The sequence below is a fragment of the Vibrio sp. 1069 genome (genome assembly GCF_033340555.1).
Map to the genome: position 1 here is coordinate 16,763 of NZ_JAWOWP010000009.1, position 20,084 is coordinate 36,846.

Genomic DNA, 20,084 nt, shown 5'->3' on the forward strand with positions numbered 1-20,084 from the left:
ATGCTTTTAAAAGCTTCTTTCGCGACAAGGACAGTAGGTGCGTACACATCAAAGGTTAGAAGGTAGCTCCTTCAATAAGAAACCGAATATACGACCGCATCTTATCCATTGCACATTTTTATCTTGTAAAACCCGTGGATTCCATATACGAAGTAGGTGGCGGCCTTTTTTACTATATCTAGCTCTTCAGCTTGCTCAGCCAATTGCCTTTTAAGCTTGGCGACTTCAGCGGCTAGATCTTTTTCCCGCTGACTGGTACTGGTGTCTTTCTTCGCGGCCTTACGCCAACCGTAGATCTGAGATTCGTGTAACGAGAGTTGCCTCGCTGCCGCAGCGACTCCCACTTTATCTGCTAGCTTCAGTGCTTCTGCTTTAAATTCAGGAGAATGGATAATACGTTTTTTCTTGCTTGTCATGCTTCACCTCGTTAGTGATTGTACTCACTTAACTCGGTGTCCAAAACTGCTGGTGCGGATCAGTGCTCCCCAACTTACTCAAGCAGACACGTCGTAAAATCATTGAGATATCAGGCGATGGCACTTATGACACAAGGAATTGCCATGATGCCATACGGATCAAGCGAGCGGTTCCGCTCATCCCGCCAAGAGAAGGAGCAGCCTTCTGGGAACAAGGGCATCCTCGTAACTTAGCGGTAGGTTGCCAGAAGCTTTACGGCTCCAACAAGAAGTGGAAAAAGAGGTATGGCTATCATAAGCGCTCTCTGTCAGAGACCGCAATGTACCGAGTAAAACAGTTGCTAGGTGGGAAATTAAGTCTAAGAAATTACAATGCTCAGGTTGGCGAGACTTACGCTATGATCAAAGCGCTGAACAAGCTTACAGGGTTTGGTATGCCTGAAACTCGGTATGTTGTTTAAGAAGTGATCAGCATGGGGCTACCATATCTTCTCACCGAATTAAGCAACAAAGCCACAGCGATATTGAATTCGCTCTATTGCGGATAAATTATCGACCGAGAAAATGTTTAGACTTCAAGCAGCCAGCAATTGTATTTAAAGAAATGGTATTGGCTGCTTGATATTAGCGAGTGTCGCACTTCGCAGTTGAATTCGGGACTAAGTTACTTAAAATACAGCTTTCATTCAACGAGCGACTAAACATGCAGTCCAAAAAACAGAATCTAATTAGCAAAGCGTTGAAGCTCAGTATTATTGGGTACGGTTGTGTATTGCTGTTTTGTTCTCTACTTATCCTTTCTTACTTTCTTGAGGTGGAATGGATTTATCGTCCTGTCGCCAATGGCCCCGCGACTCATCCCTTGACCACTATAATACTCCTAGTGTTATCACTTACTGGTATTTTAATAAGAACATTGACTAAATGGGCTGGATTTCTATTAGTATTTGCTGGTGTTTGTTTGGTTACACGCCTTCAGCAAGAGTTGACGGGAAATAACATTATCGATGAAGTACTTAGCCTGAATAATACTTTTTCCCACTTACTAAACGTGCCTTCACCCATGAAAATGGGTAGTAACACCACATATATGCTTAGCTCCATCTTCATTGCATTGGTTTTCATGTTAAAGAAACGGTTTTGCTACCTCACACAAGTGATAGCAATTTTCTCCATTTTTTTACCACTACTATCGGCGGTCGGATACCTTTATAACGTTGATAATTTTCATGGCCAAATGTCACCAACAACGACTGTATTAGGAATGGTGCTGAGTATTTCAACCATATGCTTAGAGTCTAACAAAGGCATTGTACACGCATTGCTTGCTCCTACTTTTGGTGCCCGTATTGTTCGTTGGCAATTGATTGTAGGTGGGGGGATGTTCTTAGTTGGTGGGTACACCATCACTCATATACAAGAACAAGAAAAGGCGATTGCTCTATATGTCGTTTCAGTATGTTTTTGTTTCATTCTCATTATGTTAGTAAGTGCGGTGTCATATGAGCGGTATGACAAGCAACGGAGAACATTAGAAGAAGAGCTTTCTGTCAGCGCCATTACGGACAGGCTAACGAGTGTAAATAATAGAATGGCCTTAGATAAAGATATGAGCCTTCTCGTAAACAAACGTCCAGAACAAAAAAAGGAAATTTCAGTTTTATTGATAGATGTCGATCATTTTAAGACATTTAATGACACATATGGGCATTTAGTTGGTGATAACGTGCTTAAAACGGTTGCTCAGACCTTAAAGGCTAATATACGTAATACAGATTCTGTATATCGCTACGGTGGTGAGGAGTTTGTTGTAGTGTTATTGCAGTGCGAACTACATGAAGCTGCCCAGATAGCGGAGAAGCTTAGAAAGAAAGTATGTGAAAAAAATTTAAGTCCTATCTTGGAAGTAACTTCACACACACACATTTCGGTATCAATTGGCTGTTCAAGTTTATCTCAAGCTAATAGTGCTGATGAGGTTTTCAAACTAGCTGACAAGGCTTTGTATACAGCAAAAGAAAATGGTCGCAATCAAGTCTGTATTGGAGAAATAATCAATAAATGCCAATTTGGAACGTGATGCATCCCAGTTTTTATAATCTAGTCACGTTGAATACTATTTTGCAATTGGACACAGTTAATGCTCCAAATGCTAACTTAGCAAATCATCAAACCCGTTTTGTCCAGCCCCTTCACAGTGCACAAGCACTAGTAGGGCAGCGCAACTCAAATTTGCCCCATTTCGGATTAAATTATTTACTCAGTATCAGAGAAAACTCACAGTTTTCCCTAGAATAGGTAATGTGACTAGCCATAGATGCAGGTAATACCAACTTATAGGATTTCATCGTCACCCCAATCCACTAACGAGGTTAACAATGACAAGTAAGAGTAAATAAGCCACCAGAAATTTTGATTAAGAGGTATTTAAATTGAAAAGAGATGTCGCGTTACTAGTAGCCGAAGCGCCTTGGTTTTCTTTCAAAAACAACAGAGATCAAGCGAGTGGACTCCGTTTTTTACAGGGATAAAGCAGTATGTGAACAAAAATGCTAAGAAATTACAGCGTAATATTTATTCATGTGAATATTACGATAATAACTCCTTGGGGTATGCGTTAAATCACCTAGACATGGAAGAGAACATACAAATACTTTACATCGGTGGGCAGTACTACTAGAAACTGCAATAATCAAAGAGTTCACTGAAGGGTATATTAACGAGGGTAAGTTGAACTCTAAACAAGACATTATCACTGGCTTTCATAATGCTCTTTTTCCATTTGATTTGAATATCCCTTTTGCCAATGGTGACGATGGAAGTCCTCAAACTCTTGGTGAATCAATACGTTTTTGGTCAAGACCACAAGGGAGCAGGTCATTCTGTAAACGTCACAAAAGAGTTACTTACTGGCTTGATGACTTGAGTATCGGGCAAAATCGTGAGATTTCTTTCTTAGTTTTAGGTATAAGCGAGTTTAGCTAGTTGTTAGCACATACTACTTTATTAGTTAAACAACAGGATGAAACTAACTATGCCTATTAAAAGAAGAGTTAAAAATAATCATATCAATTATGAGCATGTGGCGAAGCTGATTCTTTTGTGTTCTAAAAAACACTGTTCAGATGCTGAAGCAGGTCAAAATAGGTTCAAAGTTCGTGAAGGTCTCATCCAGAAGATAACGGGCATACCTTTATCTCATGATGACCGCTTTTCCATTATCAGAGAGTTTAATTATCTAGGCTGGCAGGTAGCCATTAACCCTGATTATTGGCTTGTATTTGCGGTGGATGAAGATCAACTATTTAAGTGGGATGAGGCTAGTTACCTGTATGGGCTGGAGCAAAGCATCAAAGCAATACAGCAGGGATATGAGCCGCAACTGGGAGAGATTTACGATTACTATCCACTTAGATCAAACCTAACTGCAAAGTTCTTAGGTTGGTCGGACGAAGATATTCAGGAAAAGCTTGTGGAAGAGGCTTTAAGGGAAGCAACAGATGAAGTTGAAGAAGAGTATGAAGAAACAGGTGATAAATCTCTTCTAGGTATCGGACAGAATGATGAAATCTGCTTAACGAACTTCACTTTTTGGGAGTATCTAGACTTCGAACTGGCTAGAAATGGACTAGTTTTCAAATCTAAATAAGACTGGCGCAGGTGTGTGGTTACTCGATAGTAGCCACTCATCCTCCAAGGAGGTTTGTGTTGTTAACCCCTCAAATACCTATCGTGATCAATACCAGTAATCTTCACAAATGCCTAGAAGATGCGAAGTTAATATCGAAAAAGGTTGGAGAGCAGAACATTCTCTTAGAGCTTCAAATTTATCTTTTAAGGATAGATTTATTAATAGCCAATAGCCGTATCCAGAGTGATTGGCAAACCAATGCATTAACCCTCGATAAAATTCTTCGTAAACTTTTAGGGCTCTCAAAGCAGATAGAGTCGTTGATAGATAACCATGTTTTTTCAACTCAATATTGCCTTGATAGTGCTTTGGAACAAGTGAAGGTATTGATTACCGTAACCTGTAAAGATATAGACGGTCGGTAATATTCTTGGTGTAATTTGGTGCTTGATATGATGGTTATGTTCTAAGACAGACTGAGTGATTATATGTCACCCCGACAATTACAAAGGACTGTTTACCGTCTCTCCAGAAATGATTTGTGCAGTTTTTGGGAGTGCCCGTATCTGCTTAATCCTGATTCGTCACAATTCAGTGTGTTTCTTCCAACTTTTTTTAGATCACGAATTGCTTTCTCTTTATTAGCAATTCGCAGGGGCCGATCTGAAGTTATGGTATTGTTGATAATGTCAATATTATCACATTTCGTGTGTGTGAACTCGATAACTCCATATGAGGTCCTAAACTCCCCCCTTGCGTCCAGTCGTCATGATCGTAATTCGGTCAATCATCACTTGGGAAATGACACTGTATGGCAATCTGGTTAATAACTTAAAAGTGAACGGCCTACCTAGCGATTTTGGTGTTATAATATTGATAATTAGGAAAAAAATCTTCAATATTGACGCTGCGAATAGCTAAGAAGCTCAAAGCCTATTTTTCAAGCTTTGAGCTTACCTTACGATTTGCTCAGATGATGGCTACAAATTTAACTTTAATGAATACCAAAATTTTTTAAAAGGAACTAAAGATGGCAAGACATAGTGCCAATCGGGGAATACTGGTGCTGGAAAGTCCATGGGAATTGGATGATAGTGACTCTAACCGTTCAAGTGTTGTGCCTTTTATTGAAGGTGTTGCAAAATTAGCAGGGGATACAGAAGTTTACCATGCTGATTTTTATGACAAAAAGAGCTTTGAATATGCCTTAGAATGTCTTTGTAAAGTCAGGTTTTCTAACACTATTGTCTATATTGCAGCTCATGGGTACAAGAAGAAAATAGGTAATATGAAGTTAGAGGATATTCTTTTCGCTATTGGCATGAAATCAAAACAGTACAACATAACAGGGGTTATGTTCGGTTCATGTTTCGTCGGGGGGAATACTGAGTTAATCGAAGTCTTCACCGCTGCCAATAATTTACGTTGGTGTGCAGGTTATGCTTCGACATCTAACTGGCTAAGTGGCACTTTCATCGATAGTGCAATCATTGCGCAGATGATCAATTTAGAAGAAAGTGAGTTCTCTAATCGAGATACACTTGTCGAACATCTTGCTTATGCAATATCCCCTTTCTCAGACCAAATGTACATTGGTGACGATTATGAAGAGAATCCTGTAGCTTTGTCGGACTCATTGCAGTTTATCGTGCAACCTAAGGGACAGGGTTATCATCCAAAAACAGTTTCGTCGGAAGTCTTCATAGCTAAGAAACAGTACGACGTATAAGATCTCCGCCACATGACGGATTAACTCAAACTGTAGTGGATGAGTTGATTTGGCCAATAGATAAGAGGTATTTACAATACCTCAGATTATCCGCTAAATGCTAATTTAGGGAAAGCACTGACAAACTTTTGTCCATTTATGTGTATTACTCAGAAAATAGAATATTACCACATTGACTTTCTATAAGTTATCTGTAGTCTTGATCTTAAGTCAACTGACTTAGACACTTGTAATTGATTTGTATGACTAGTTGTCGAAAACTCTTTTATATACAAGGGTTTGCGAAAGATTTTTAGCAAGCGATAGGGTTCAAATCCCTATCTCTCCGCCACTTATTTAGAGAGCTCGCATTTATTGCGAGCTCTCGTCGTTTTAGCTCTTACAAAAACGAGATTTAGAAATCCTCTCTCGTAAACGAATCCGGCACTTCACTATATTCCAGTTAAAAGCCCGCTAATGTTTAGCGGGCTTTTAACTCCGATTTTCTAAAGTTTAAGCAAACTTCTTAATCATTTCAGACAGGTCATTGGTGCAATTTTGCACTTTGGTGTTCATATGATTCGTTTCAGTCATCAGTTCATACGATTCACTGTACTTTAAATTAAGCGACTGGATGTTTTCATTTATTTCATCCGTTACATAAACCTGCTCTTCTATCGCGACCGCAATTTGTTGGTTTCGTTCGACGACGTCCTGAACAAGGGATTCCAATTGTTGAATGCTATCCAAAGCAGTACCTAACAATGTTACCGTTCCGGTCGACATTTCGTTACCTTTCTCTAACGCAGAAACCGCTGATTTGCTCCCATTTTGAATCCCTTCAATGGCCGATTTAATCTCTGTTGTCGATTCCTGAGTTCTTTTAGCTAAGGTTCTCACTTCATCTGCTACAACGGCAAATCCTCTGCCTTGTTCGCCTGCCCTCGCGGCTTCAATTGCAGCGTTCAACGCTAATAAATTAGTTTGTTCGGCAATACCATTGATGACTTCAACAACGGTTCCAATTTGCTCGGTTTGTTGGTTCAAACGTATGACCACTTTAGATATTTCGCCGAGCTCACCCACCAACTCTAAAACCGATTGGTTAACATTATCGATAACGCTACGGCTGTCTATCATCGTATTTTGCGCTTCTAACGTAGCCTCGGCGGTCGCTTGAGCATTATTTGATATCTCAGATGAAGAGGCTTGCATCTCGTTGACCGCTGTTGCGACCGAGTCAATCTCCACTTTCTGTGCGCTTAAGTTCTCCGTCACTTGCTGGCTATTTGTCGCAGCACTGTTAGCACTTGCGCGCGTTTCTTCGCAAGAGTCTTTTACAGACACGCCAACGCGCCCCAATAGCGCATTTGCAAATTGCTTACGCATCTTCATACCCAGCTCAATCTCAGCCAGATCGTTGATTCTTCCGCAATAAATATATTCCATGAGTGGATTGTTGAAGTCTTGCCTAGCCTCTTTAGCGAGCTTCTCAACTGGTCTGGTTAATACATAAATAGAGAAAACGGAAAGTAACGCAACAACGCCAAACGCTATCACTGGTGATTGATTCATTTGTAGAATGAGTAAGCCAAGAAGGTTTGAAATTAAAAGGAAGAAGGCCGATCTCATCCACAAACGTGTACGAGGAAGATACATTTTCCACGGCTTACGATTATTTCGAAGCTTCGAATACGCTTTTTCCGCTCGCTGGATGTGTATACGCTCAGGTTTAAATCTCACTGATTGGTATTCCACAACTTCACCATTAGATTTTATAGGAGAAGCAAACGCGTCAACCCAATAATAGCCACCGTTTTTACGTCGATTTTTGACCATTCCCATCCAGTGTTTGCCAGTTTTCAGGTGAGTCCATAAATCTTTAAAAGCCTGTTTTGGCATATCTGGATGACGCACAACATTGTGGGGTTTACCGATAAGCTCCCCTTCATCAAACCCCGCTACTTCATTAAAGTTTTCACTGGCATATTTGATGTAACTGGAGGTATCGGTAATGGAAACTAGGCTGTAACTCGAGGGGTAATCGTATTCCGTTTCACTCATAAACATGTGTCCTTACATTGATTAATTAACAAACGGCAAATATGAATTTATCAGCATAACATATACACGCATAATGATAGGTTGATTCAAAAATAAAACAAAATTATTGACAAGTTTACTTGTTACTTAATGACTCTAGTCGCATTTTTATCCTCTAATACAAGGCTTCGTTAATATGCACAAGACTGAGCACTGTTCAAAATTAATACACAAAAGCGCTTCCGTACTGAGTTCGTAAATTGTTATAAGTAATCCACTAAAGCGAAAACAAGGAAGACAAACACAATGACTATTCACTTTCGTCAGCTTGCAGCTAAGAGAAACACGACACACTTGTTTATTGACGATTGGAAAATTAACACTCAGCAGTCTTGGGGGATATTCAGCGCAGATGGAGATATTGGCTCTCTGCTTGGAGACCTTATTTGTGATGAAATGTCACCAAATAGTGGGGAAATTGAGCTAAATGGGCTGTCCGTTGCGCAAGTCTCGTTATCAGAGCAACAGCGATTACTGGAAAGAGAATTAGAAAAAGATGATACGGATTTTCTTGATCGTATCGACCAAGGAAGCACTGTTTATTCATTAATCCTAGAACAGAGCCAAGACACTAACTTAGCTGAACAGCTAGTTAATGATCTCGACCTAAGTCATCTTAGAGATAGTGGCTTCCGTGTTCTATCTACCGGAGAAACCAGAAGAGTAATGCTCGCCCGAGCTTTAGCCACACAACCTGACTTAGTATTACTCGATAATCCATTTACTGGCTTAGATATTGCGCACCGAGCTGCTCTCGCTCGCTATTTACACTCGCTTTCTCAAAATGTGCAACTACTCATAACCTTCTCTCGCGAATCTGACATGCCTGAGTGGATCAATAGCATCGCGCTTTTCAGTGCAGGAAAGCTTGATAGTACAATGGATAAGTCCAGTTGGGATAATCATCCAATCATTGGACAAATTAAATCTCAGTCAAAGCAACAGAGTGAAGAAATGATGAGCTTGATACGTCAGCATCAGCACTCGACACCATTCAACAACCCAATATTTGAACTAAAGAATGGGGCTGTTGAATACACCGATAAGAAGATTTTTACTGGCTTGAACTGGCGCATAGACAAGGGCCAACATTGGCAGGTCAAAGGTCCAAATGGTTGTGGAAAGAGTACCTTACTTGGATTGATCTTTGGCGATCATCCGCAATGCTACAGCAATGACATTGATATTTTTGGTAAAAAGCGTGGTACTGGCGAGACAATCTGGGAAATTAAGCAGCATATCGGTATGGTGTCTTCAGCGCTACACCTCCAATATCGAGTCAATTGCAGCGCATTAGAAGTCATTTTGTCAGGATTTTACGATTCGATTGGGTTGTATAACCAGCCAACTCGCAAAGAGATGAATATTGCAAACGAGTGGCTCGATATCTTACATATGAGCCAGTACAAAAAAACCTCATTCAAGCAATTAGAGTACGGTCAGCAGCGACTATTACTGATTGCAAGAGCCATCGTGAAACAACCCACATTATTGATTTTGGACGAGCCGTATCAAGGGTTAGATTTTTTGGGTAGACGGTTAGTTAAGAACACACTTGAGCTCATCGCTAGAGAGAATTTAAGCCAACTATTGTATGTGTCTCACTACCAAGAAGACCGCTTAGATAGCATCAAAAATGAGTTAGAGTTTGTGTTTGATGAAAATGCTCAGTGTTATAGAGCTAACGTCTACCAATCATAATGACTTCGCTGCGCAAGCTGCTCATAAGGTAATGGTTTGGAGTACAGGTATCCCTGATGATATCTCACTCCCATCTTCTTTAAGTGTTCAGCTTGCGCTATGGTTTCCACGCCTTCAGCGATCAATTGTACTTGTAATTCTTCCGCGAAGTGAACCATCGCTTTTAAGACAGAAGCACTAAGGCTAGGAATACCAATAGTTTCGACAAAGCACTTATCGATTTTTAAGTAATCTATGCGCATGTGCTGTAGAAATGCTAACGAGGTTTGGCCAGTTCCAAAATCATCGATCAGCACATCAATACCATGCACTCGCAGCGCTGCAATGCATTTTCTCGCCTCTGAATCAATGAGCTGACGCTCCGTTATCTCTACCCCTAATGAGACTTTGTTTCGGCTCAACTGTCTGTCGAGCAATTGAATTTTTCTGATCGCGTTTGGTCCGACTAAATAACCAGGCGGCACGTTAATACCAAGGTGGACAGGCTGATCAAAGCCTAATTTACTGAAGTCCTCTGCCGCTTTATCCAGAACGAAATCAGTAAGTAAAAAAACCAATCCACTTTGCTCTGCCGCAGGGACAAACTCATCCGGAGAAATGAACCCCTTACTTTGATGCTCCCATCGCACAAGCGCTTCAAACCCGAATAACTGGCCGGTATCAACGTTAACTTGCGGTTGGTAATACAGGGTCAACTCTCCTCTTTTTATCGCTCTTTTAAGATCCAGTATCAAATTGCGATGGGGATCAATAAACTTATTCAACGCATACAAGCAAAGGTAGATAACGAAAATAATTGGAATTGAGTACAAAAAATAGGAAAGTGTTCTCTGTTTGACGAAAAGATCGCTGGCTTCGCTCAAAGCTTCATACTCAAACATTTGCGACGATTTGATACCGATAGGATTACTTCCCGCTCTTAATGCTCCTTCAGGTGAAACTTGATCATGGATAAACAGCGCAGAGCGTTTTAGGCGTAAATCGTTGTTAAACCCTATTGTCGCATTAAAGTAGTCATGATCGATAATCGTTACGGCTTGATAACCCCGCTCTCCCTCCGTTACCACAAGCAAGAACTGATCGTACAAGCTATCAACACTACCAAACGCTAGCGTTTGTCCCTTAGGAAAGGTGATGTGCTCAGCTAACGGTTTAGAGATACTTCCCAATTTCGAAGAACAAGTAATGACTCCCTCTTTCACAATGAGCATTTCTTCAATATCTCGTTCAAACATTAAGCTTTGCTGGAGCTCTTCACATCGTGAAGGGTGTAGCAACGCCGTGCGGTTTTCTGTCTCTATTTGGAATAAAATTTCATCTGCAATTTGCACATTTTTTTCTAATAAATGATTGAGATTGTTTTGCACGCTTTCACGAGCTAAATACAAAACCTCTCCAATAACCAAGGGAATAGGCAGAAGAAAAATGATGGCTTTTTTAAAAATCGCCTTATTCAGCATATAAAAGTAACCTTTTATAAAACCGATTTACTGAGATGGTACCTCGATTCCGATACCCGCTAGCAACTCACGTTTTTTAACATTATTTGTTTGGATTAACTCAGTATGCGAAACGCTGAGTAATACCGCAAACTAAACAATGTCTTATTCACTCCTGTTCCAATTTAGTATCAAGCGCCTCAAACCTGAGACTTTAATTCGACACCATGTTATGTCTATCGGTACTTGCGAAAGTCTTTACCGGTCTGTTTCTCATCATGTAAGAATTACCCATTAAAATTATTTTTCTTTTCTCAGTAATTAAGAATTATATTTGTCGTAACTCCTACAACACGTTACAACACTCTCATGACGACAAACAAAGCTAATGCTAACCAGGTAAACGAAAAATCACTGCAGTTGTTAATGCAAGTTGCAGTTAGTCCGTTCCCAGTTTCTGCGAAAGCGCTAAGCGAGCAATTGAACGTTCCTTTAAGCAGCCTTTACCGACACTTAAAACTGCTTAAAGAGTGGAACTTGATCGAAGAAAGCGTTCACGACAAGACATTTGTCGTTGGTCCAGCGGCATTATTACTCATGCACAGCTATGAGACCGCGCAACATGGGCTCGACATGGTCGAAACCATACTGGCTAGGTTGGTACAACAAACCGGGGAAATGGCCGCTTATATGGTACCAGCTGGTTATCGTGCGCTTTGTGTCAGACAGAAAGAAAGTATGCAGGCGCTGCGTTGCAGCTTCGTCCAGGGTCAAAGTCAACCTCTGCTGCGCGGTGCCTCATCTAAAGTGATGCTCGCTTTTATGCCTCAAAGTCGATGCGAGAAAATCTTGAGATATTTTAATCAAGATCACCGACGCGACGAGTGGGAAAAAGAGCTCACAACCATCCGTAAACACGGATATGCCGTCAGTACTTCTGAGATTGACCCTGGTGTTTCAGGTATAAGCGCACCGGTAATGAAAGGAAGCAAACTGATTGGCGCAGTCTCGGTGATGGCTCCGGCCCACCGAGTCGAAAAGGATAAGCAGCGCATTATTTTACATGTACTGCAAGCGGCAAGGGCACTACCACCAGAAAGGTAATTCATCATGTTAAGCTTTTTCAAACGCTATAAACTCCATCACACAGTGAAACAGCCGCAACATTACCCTTTTTCTTTTATGACAGTGTGCGAGTATTTACCTCCTATGTCGAAGGGTGCGTTTGAATTAGCTGATCAAAGTTTGGAAAATGCTAGTGATTGGCTTTACCAACAACATGATCATGAAACCGCTGAAAACTTTGGTCACTTCAACCACGACAAGCTGGAAAATGGCGAGTTTCAGGAAGCGTTAAGTCTTTCGCTTTCTCGTCATTCTATTCCCGTTTTAGTGACCAACTGTACCGAGGCAATCTTGTCAATGTTACCTGTGGTCGTATCCTATCGAGACGAAGTGGGTGTCGTAAATATCGGGCATAACATGAACTTGAAGCCGACACTTGAGCCACGCTTAGGCTCTGCATTCCATTTTGCTCTTTCTCGCTATCAAAACGTACGATTGTTTTTTGCTGGCGTCAGTGAGCAAGAGACGAAGCAGGAAACGTGGGAATACGCGGAAGATCAAGGTTGTGATTGGGTGACCGAGAAAGAGTTTTCTTTTCGTCATCGCAATAACGTTAAGCAACAGATCGGCAATTACCTAGACCACTGCGACCAAATAATCATTAGCATCGACCTTGGATCTCTAAAAACCAAAAACAGCCTTGATGGCGCGTCAGAAATTGATATCCAAATGGTTCTACGCACGATTAGGCAATGTCTGGTTGCAGGTAAAGTGAGGGCAATTCAGCTCGTTGGCGATCGAGATTGCCTGGTCTATTCGAGACAAACGAAAGCCATACTAGAAGAGTTATATCAGATGGCTCCACTCATCGTTCACGCTGCATAGCGTTATAAACATTCAGAATCAGGATCGCTTCCTTCCTGATTCTGAACCAACATGCTTACTTATTATCCTTAACTAACAAATAGTTACACATATAAATCGACACACATCACACTTGCCTCTTGAACTAACCTGACACTTACGTTGTAATAAGGCCGCTAAACTTTGGTATGACATACGAAATAAAAAATAACCAAAGTTCAATAACTAAGCGGCTTCAAAACAAAAAATTACCGCAGCTATTCCAATTTCAGTGAGCATTTGCTCACGCTCGCTTGATGCCATCTTGTTCCACTCATTAGGACATTTGATGATGCGTCTTTGCAGTATTTTCACTGCGGTTCTTTTTTTACCGCTAACCTCACACGCCACCACTTATGACTTAGCAGATATCAAGTCAAACACTAATGTTGCCTTTTGTAAAAACGGAACCATTCATGTAACGGGTTCTACTTACGATTGCACTACAAATATTGTTCTCCCGAAAGGCGATCAAATTATAAATAGTAGTCAAAGCTCATCGTCTTTAACCGCTCATGGTTCCATAACACTCCGTGGGCAGAATGTCATAGGCTCAAAGGAAAGCCCTATAAACATCAAAGCTAAAGGAACTTGGTTAAAAATTAATGGTAATAGCTACGTACTAGGTAATGTCTCTGCTTTAGGTTCTATAAAAATAACTGATAGTGAAATCGAAGGAGATATAGAAACCAATGGTGTTGGTGGAAATGGCCGTTCTGTCGAGTTTCACGGAGAGCACAACGTCCTTAATGGCAACATCATTGCTCAAAGTGACGTGTACATCGAATCTGGTATGTTCTGCGGTGATATCAAATCAAAAGGAACAAAAGTAGAAATTAATCAACTGGAATCGTCGCTTTCTAATACACCAATAGTTGTGGGCAACATTAATGCTCTATCGGGGATAAATCTTAATAATACGACAGTTTTTGGTTCTTTGACATCTCAGGGACATACTGTAGATACAGGTTTTGGCACGACCAAAATATATGCGAATAAGCAAGCTATTTCGGCAATGCATTTTTCAATTAATAACTCCAATACTTCTATTTGTGGTAGTGTGACAGCCACCCTAGAATCAAGTTCAAATTTCAACCACTATTGCGGCATTGATGAACCCAATTGTAGTTACGCAAATCAAACACCAACAACTTGCCCTATTCCTTCTTATATCCCTGAATGTAAAATTACGCCTCCATCAGAGAACGCCTTCGACCTCAGCGTCACACCATCGGACGACATGGCACTGATGTGCGGCGACGATCTTCCGCAATTTACAGCAATGACAACCAATAATGGAGAAGTTGTAAGCGCAGAAGTCAGTGCAGCCCTATCACACCCTGACTTGTTCACTTTAGAGGTGATCAAAGGTCAGCAGACATTAAAAGCAAACCAATTTATGTCTGACGACAATGGTGAGCTCGTTGTTCGAGTGGTCCCGAACGATATTGATACCATCGCGTTAGGTACTAACTACACGCTGACTTTCACTATGGCAGAAGACACCAGCAAGCATCAAACGGTTAGCTTTATGTTTACGCCATTTATGTTTGAGGCCTACTCAAAGACGAAAAGCGCCACTTTAAATGAAATACGCGTTATTGCAGGTAAACCAGAAAACGTGCATACGCGATTGCTTGCTTGTGCCTCCACCGGCGAACCTGTAGTGGCAAGCAACTACAATGGTACGCCTAAGGTTTTTCATCCATTGGTTCAACCATTAGGAGGAAGTGAAGGAAACTTTAGCTATTCAGCGGAATTTAAAGACGGCTTGTCTGAACATGGTCTTGTCACGAACGAGTCCGGCATATTTGAAGTGACATTGTCCGATCATTTTGAATGTGAGGGATTTGAAGAATGTCCAGAAGAAGGCAAAGTGGAAGTGAAAGGGACATTTAATGTGCACTCGCGACCATGGACACTCGCTATTTGTGACAACCAACGTGCTTTGCCTTCTGGCACCTCTGAACAAGGAGAAGGGTTTCTTGCTGCCGGAGAACTTTTCTCTCTAACGGTGAAACCAATCATTTGGCAACCTGACGGCTCTGCAAGTGGATCTGTTGAATCAGCACGCTATTGTGATGCTTCTATCACCCGTAATTTTACGCTTGATGACGCTCCAGCAGCATCGGTTGTCTTGTCGAGTGAGCAACATACGCCATCAGAGACAGCGAACCAAACCTCAAAATTGCTAAAAAGTAGTGACTCACTGGCTCAGGCGCATAATTCAGCCAAGAATGATCAATTCGTCTTTAATGGATTATATTGGGAAGAAGTCGGGAGCTTGAGAGTAAAAGCAAACCTAGAAAGTAAATATCTAGGTATGACTGTGAACGAAGGCTATCGTTACGTTGGTCGTTTTTACCCAAAATATTTTCAAGTGCAAGACCAAGAATGGCACTACCCACATGGCCAAACTTTTGCTTACATGAATCAACCTTTTGAGAAAGTCACTTACGATGTTGTCGCACTCAATGCGAATAAGGAAAACGTGAAGAATTACGTCCACTTTTCGTCTAACCTTCAACAACATTTCGATTTAGGCGAGCTAAGCTCATACTCCGATCGGTTTTTGCCGCCTAAGCCTAAGAAGGTAGACTGGAAACTACTGGGTAGCGCGAGTGTTGGAACGTTTGTTATAGAGAAGCCCTCGACCAATGCGACTTGTAACAATAGCCCATGCTGGAAAAAGAACACGACAGATAAGCAATATCCTGATGGTCCATTCAATACCGAGACTAATAGTGATATCAGCCAAATAGGTTTAGTCTCAGTAAAAGCCGTTGATGAGGTAAACTTCTTCGACGATAGCGAAGTGCTCACAAAACAACCAGACATTCGATTCGGTCGTTTGAACTTTCAAGATGTAGGTGGCAACCAAGGCATGGTGATCAAAGTGCCACTTGCTGTAGAAACTTGGCAAAACGGTCGATTTACGACTAACTTCGATGACAACTCAACAACGGCGAGTGGTGAATATTACTTCAGCACGCCAATTTGGTCTCATGCGCCAGCAAACAACGCCCTGCTTTCTGGCGTTGGAACGATGAGTATTGGCAGAATGACCGATATCGTTGCAAGCCAAATTGACTCAGCACGCGAGCAAATACAATTCCACCTGGATTTAGACGGCTCAGGTAATCGCATCCCTTGGCTGAAATACGACTGGGATAGCTCTACAAGTGAAGAGGAAAACCCACCCGTCATTGTTACGTTTGGTATTCACCGAGGAAACGATCGCATTATTTATCGTGGTGAGCCAAATATGCTTGGCCTAAATTAACGCGAAACGACAAAACAAAAAAAGCCCCTCAATTGAGGGGCTCTTTTCACACAGACTGTGTAATTTACTTTGCGCCACGACGCGCTTTCAGGCGCTTCACCATAGCAAGACGACGCTCTGCCGACCCTTGGTCTGTTGCCGACTGGTTCGGGTTATTACGACGACCTTGACGATTCTTAAACGCTGGTTTTGAGTGCAGCTTTTCAATGTAAGATTCACGCTGTTTTGGTTCATAGCCTGCAAGCTCAATACGGCGAATGCGTTGCTGGATTAGATTTTCAACCTGAACAACCGTGAGCTCTTCATCTCGATTTACAAATGAAACGGCATGACCTTGTTTACCTGCACGGCCTGTACGACCAATTCGGTGAACGTAATCTTCCGCTAGGAAAGGCATGTCATAGTTCACAACGTGAGGTAAATCTTCAATATCTAGACCTCGAGCAGCGACATCGGTAGCCACCATGACACGTGCTTTACCGGACTTGAACTCTTCTAACGCACGACGACGAGCACTTTGAGCACGGTCACCATGACAAACCACCGCTTTGATACCATCAAGTTTCAGCTCTTTTACAACGTCGTTTGCGGTCTCTTTGTAGTTCACAAATACCAACACTTGTTTCCAGTTCTTACGACCAATCAGCTCCGAAAGCAGTTCCGTTTTTCGCTCTTGATCAACTGGATATAACACGTGAGCAACTGTCTGTGCTGTCGTATTCGCTCGCTCAACTTCAATACGCTTAGGCTTACGTAGGATATCTTTTGCTAACAGATTTAGTTGGCTCGAAGTCGTTGCTGAAAACATCATAATTTGCGGATCAGTATCCACATCTAGCATGATCTTACGTACTGAGTGAATAAAGCCCATGTCCAAGATACGGTCTGCTTCATCAAACACTAAAAACTCTAAATGTGCGACCGAGACATTACCTTGTTCAATGTGCTCTTCCAATCGACCGGGTGTAGCCACTAGGATATCTACACCGTTTTCTAATGCCGTTACTTGAGAAGACATTTTACGGCCACCGAAAATCGCAGCCACCGACAGGTTCGTGTACTTCGTGTAAGCTTTGATGTTGTCAGCAATTTGTTCAGCAAGCTCGCGAGTTGGAGCCAAGATAAGTGCGCGAGCAGTCTTACGAGAAGCGCTACGGTTACTGTCTAGGAACTGCTGAATCATAGGCAGAGAAAACGCAGCCGTTTTACCAGTACCTGTTTGTGCTGTAGCGAAAATATCATGGCCTTTGCGAGCCATTGGAATCGCCTTCTGTTGAATTGGCGTTAACTTTTCATAACCGCATTCTGCCAGTGCTTTAACCACTTCTGGCGCAAAACCTTGAGATGAAAATGACATTGAGCGTATTCCTTAAACAAACCACTAAAAATAGCTTTAAAAATTTAGCCGTGCACTATACCCGAATTTGAGTGATTTATCTCACTTTTCTCATTGAAATCCTACAAAAGAAAAAACGGTGAGCACAGATATATTAGTGGTTCACCGTTTTCGTTTAACCTTTGTTCGATTTAACGCTTGATGCCAGATAACTGAAGGAGAATTCGCTCAAGCTCATCCCATGGCAACAGCTGAGAATCTATCACTTCTAATCGTGATTCAAAGCCTTCTAAGCTGATTTCATTCACCGACACGACTCGGTTGGCAACATTAAACGCGTAACAACCTTGATCCGTATTGACCACCGCTTTAACACGCTCTGCGGTCAAGTCCGAAAGCATAGAGAAAAGCTTTTCAAAATCAAACTTATACTCTGCCCCAAACAACCACCCACAACTAAAATAACCCTGCCCTTTGTTCTCTTTGCGCACAAAGGCTTCACCAGGCGCCAACTGGAATTGAGGCTCTTGATGAGCGTGGTCATGATGATGTGACTCGATATGGGAAGAAGCGCTGCCGTAAACCCGCTCGATATCCAAGACTTCTATCGGTAACTCACCATCATGAATAAGCTTACTGAATACTTTTGAAGGGGATTGGTCCGTCACCCAGTCATTAAACACATCAAGGTCGTGGCTGGAACATAGGTCAACCTTACTACCAATAACCACATCTGCACTGTCTAACTGGTCCACGAAGTTTTGGTTAGAAAGATACTTTTCATCACTTAAGTTACGCGGATCAACCAAGGCAATCGTCGCTTTAAGATCAACGTAAGGTTCATACTGCTGTGAGGTAAGCGTCGCGATAACCTGTTTTGGATGACCAAGGCCTGTCGGCTCAATCAATAAACGGTCCGGTTTTTGACGCAATAATGCGGTGATACCTACCGACATCGGCACACCCGCAGTACAGCACATACAACCACCCGGCACTTCTTTAATCAACGCGCCTTGGTCGGTCATCAATGCACCGTCGATGCCAATCTCACCAAATTCATTGACCAAAACCGCCCAGTTTTCTTTTTCCGGTTTGTTCTTCAGTAGATTTAAAATCGTGGTCGTTTTACCGACACCCAAAAATCCGGTCAGTATGTTGGTTGGTACTCGATTTGACATGCTTATCTCCGACACGTTAGTGCATTAATGCTCCAGCAAAGTATACGGAGAATGTGACTCGCTTCAACGCTTTTTATCGCACTCATCAAGATCATTGCGTGATGCGTTGGCACACATTTTTCGAGCTTGTTTGGGCTGACTTATCAACTCTGAACGCTTCATATCGGACAAGTACCTACCGGTATAAATAACGCAAGTAAAAAACGCGATAATAGCGACTACGATGGGAAGAACTCCGAGCGTGTTTTCGAATTTAAGCGCAGCAATAGCCAACGCGAAAACAACGACAGAGATAAGTGCGATTGACTTACTTTTGTTGCTTTTCATAATAACTCGCCTTTCGTAAAGTTAGCCCCTAACACCTCCTGTACTAGAGGAATGCCAGTTTGAACAACATCCAACCTGACTATTCAATGCTACTCCTTTCGCTACTTGTGAAATTTGACAAAGCTAACATTTACTACAACATCAAACGACGAGCTTATTATTATCTTTCAGACACTTACTGGATTTTAAAACACTTACTAGCAAATCGTTCCACCGCTTACCAGGATATCGCTATCATTGGCAATACAAACTTGCGCCACCAGCCTTAGCCCTTCGACTATCATGTCCAAAGACATAGAAGGCTGACTGCCATCTACTGCTTGTTCTGGCAATAATGGGATATGAACAAACCCATGACGAATAGGTTTGTCTTTTAGATAATGTTGGATGCCATAAAAAAGGTGGTTACATACAAATGTTCCGGCACTGTTGGAAATCTGGCTAGGTATCCCCTGCTTTTGCAGCGTTTGAACAACACGCTTTATCGGCAGCGTCGAGAAGTAAGCATCAGGACCATCGGCCACCACGGGTTCATCAATCGGCTGATGACCAGCGTTATCTGGAATACGAAAATCATCGACATTAATTGCGACACGCTCTGGGGTTATCGCGCTACGCCCGGCCGCTTGCCCTACAGTAATCACACAGTCTGGCTGGTGCGCTTCTATTGCTTCAATAACGACTTTCACCGAGTCATATCGAACTACGGGGACTGGGCAAGTAACTATCACACCGCCTTTTATGGCCGCAGCCTCTAATTGCTTGACCGCTTCTAAGGCGGGGTTAATGGCGTCACCACCAAAAGGTTCAAAACCGGTAATCAGGACTTTCTTCATAACAGCCTTTAGGAAAAGAGTTTTACAAATTATTGCACTCCCCTTTACCCCATCCAATAGCAAAAGTATTGATGAGATAAACCAGACAACATTATGTGACTCATGTCTAACCAGAGAGTGTTTTCTGCCTCATTGAATCTAGGCAAGTTCCGGACTAT

The 20,084-nt window shown here is 41.9% G+C and carries 15 protein-coding genes and 4 pseudogenes; 11 read left to right on the forward strand and 8 right to left on the reverse strand.

Translation table 11 applies throughout. The features are described from left to right. Positions 1-147: 147 nt before the first annotated feature. Positions 148-416 (reverse strand): annotated as a pseudogene (locus R7040_RS14495) (transposase); the annotation flags it as partial. 59 nt (positions 417-475) lie between these two features. Between R7040_RS14495 and R7040_RS14500 the strand changes: the two are divergent. The 6 genes and pseudogenes from R7040_RS14500 to R7040_RS14525 all read left to right on the forward strand — a co-directional run. Then, positions 476-877: pseudogene (locus R7040_RS14500) on the forward strand (IS5 family transposase); the annotation flags it as partial. Between the two features lie 62 nt (positions 878-939). After that, positions 940-1,038: pseudogene (locus tag R7040_RS14505) on the forward strand (IS30 family transposase); the annotation flags it as partial. Between the two features lie 81 nt (positions 1,039-1,119). Beyond that, complete coding sequence (locus tag R7040_RS14510; RefSeq protein ID WP_318096892.1) at positions 1,120-2,496, forward strand: GGDEF domain-containing protein; 1,377 nt, start codon at positions 1,120-1,122, stop codon at positions 2,494-2,496. Between the two features lie 650 nt (positions 2,497-3,146). Continuing rightward, positions 3,147-3,401: a hypothetical protein gene (locus tag R7040_RS14515; RefSeq protein WP_318096893.1), complete on the forward strand. Its 255-nt coding sequence runs from the start codon at positions 3,147-3,149 to the stop codon at positions 3,399-3,401. A 49-nt stretch (positions 3,402-3,450) separates the two neighbouring features. Further along, the gene (locus R7040_RS14520; RefSeq protein WP_025612720.1) at positions 3,451-4,065 is read left to right on the forward strand and encodes a hypothetical protein; all 615 of its coding nucleotides are present in this window, start codon (positions 3,451-3,453) and stop codon (positions 4,063-4,065) included. 59 nt (positions 4,066-4,124) lie between these two features. Beyond that, positions 4,125-4,472, forward strand: coding sequence for a hypothetical protein (locus R7040_RS14525; protein ID WP_169637214.1), 348 nt, complete (start codon positions 4,125-4,127; stop codon positions 4,470-4,472). A 92-nt stretch (positions 4,473-4,564) separates the two neighbouring features. Here R7040_RS14525 and R7040_RS14530 read toward each other — a convergent pair. Further along, positions 4,565-4,859, reverse strand: a pseudogene (locus R7040_RS14530) (hypothetical protein); the annotation flags it as partial. A 218-nt stretch (positions 4,860-5,077) separates the two neighbouring features. On the opposite strand from R7040_RS14530, the gene R7040_RS14535 reads away from it, so the two are divergent. Then, positions 5,078-5,776, forward strand: a complete 699-nt coding sequence (locus R7040_RS14535; protein ID WP_025612718.1) for a hypothetical protein — start codon at positions 5,078-5,080, stop codon at positions 5,774-5,776. A 492-nt stretch (positions 5,777-6,268) separates the two neighbouring features. On the opposite strand, the gene R7040_RS14540 is transcribed toward R7040_RS14535, so the two are convergent. Next, positions 6,269-7,819, reverse strand: a complete 1,551-nt coding sequence (locus tag R7040_RS14540; RefSeq protein ID WP_017635753.1) for a PAS domain-containing methyl-accepting chemotaxis protein — start codon at positions 7,817-7,819, stop codon at positions 6,269-6,271. A 285-nt stretch (positions 7,820-8,104) separates the two neighbouring features. On the opposite strand from R7040_RS14540, the gene modF reads away from it, so the two are divergent. Continuing rightward, positions 8,105-9,559: a molybdate ABC transporter ATP-binding protein ModF gene (gene modF / locus R7040_RS14545; protein WP_258495915.1), complete on the forward strand. Its 1,455-nt coding sequence runs from the start codon at positions 8,105-8,107 to the stop codon at positions 9,557-9,559. Here the strand turns inward: modF and R7040_RS14550 are convergent. After that, entirely contained in the window at positions 9,547-11,019 is a 1,473-nt protein-coding gene (locus tag R7040_RS14550) for an EAL domain-containing protein (RefSeq protein WP_017635755.1), read from the reverse strand. The genes modF and R7040_RS14550 overlap by 13 nt on opposite strands. 348 nt (positions 11,020-11,367) lie before the next feature. Between R7040_RS14550 and R7040_RS14555 the strand changes: the two genes are divergently transcribed. The 3 genes from R7040_RS14555 to R7040_RS14565 all read left to right on the forward strand — a co-directional run bounded on the left by R7040_RS14555 (position 11,368) and on the right by R7040_RS14565 (position 16,249). Further along, positions 11,368-12,102, forward strand: coding sequence for an IclR family transcriptional regulator (locus R7040_RS14555; RefSeq protein ID WP_053307814.1), 735 nt, complete (start codon positions 11,368-11,370; stop codon positions 12,100-12,102). A gap of 6 nt (positions 12,103-12,108) precedes the next feature. Next, entirely contained in the window at positions 12,109-12,948 is an 840-nt protein-coding gene (locus R7040_RS14560) for an arginase (protein WP_033907142.1), read from the forward strand. A 310-nt stretch (positions 12,949-13,258) separates the two neighbouring features. Continuing rightward, on the forward strand, positions 13,259-16,249 hold the full coding sequence (locus R7040_RS14565) for a DUF6701 domain-containing protein (RefSeq protein WP_409234163.1): 2,991 nt from the start codon (positions 13,259-13,261) through the stop codon (positions 16,247-16,249). Positions 16,250-16,313: 64 nt separating this feature from the next. Here the strand turns inward: R7040_RS14565 and R7040_RS14570 are convergent, their stop codons facing one another. The 4 genes from R7040_RS14570 to pcp form a co-directional block, all read right to left on the reverse strand. Next, a complete protein-coding gene (locus tag R7040_RS14570) occupies positions 16,314-17,606 on the reverse strand; it encodes a DEAD/DEAH box helicase (protein ID WP_064354610.1) in 1,293 nt (430 codons plus the stop codon). A gap of 170 nt (positions 17,607-17,776) precedes the next feature. Continuing rightward, a complete protein-coding gene (locus tag R7040_RS14575) occupies positions 17,777-18,763 on the reverse strand; it encodes a CobW family GTP-binding protein (protein ID WP_064354609.1) in 987 nt (328 codons plus the stop codon). A gap of 63 nt (positions 18,764-18,826) precedes the next feature. Next, positions 18,827-19,090, reverse strand: coding sequence for a hypothetical protein (locus tag R7040_RS14580; RefSeq protein ID WP_064354608.1), 264 nt, complete (start codon positions 19,088-19,090; stop codon positions 18,827-18,829). A 197-nt stretch (positions 19,091-19,287) separates the two neighbouring features. Continuing rightward, positions 19,288-19,926: a pyroglutamyl-peptidase I gene (gene pcp, locus R7040_RS14585; RefSeq protein WP_064354607.1), complete on the reverse strand. Its 639-nt coding sequence runs from the start codon at positions 19,924-19,926 to the stop codon at positions 19,288-19,290. Between the last annotated feature and the right edge of the window lie 158 nt (positions 19,927-20,084).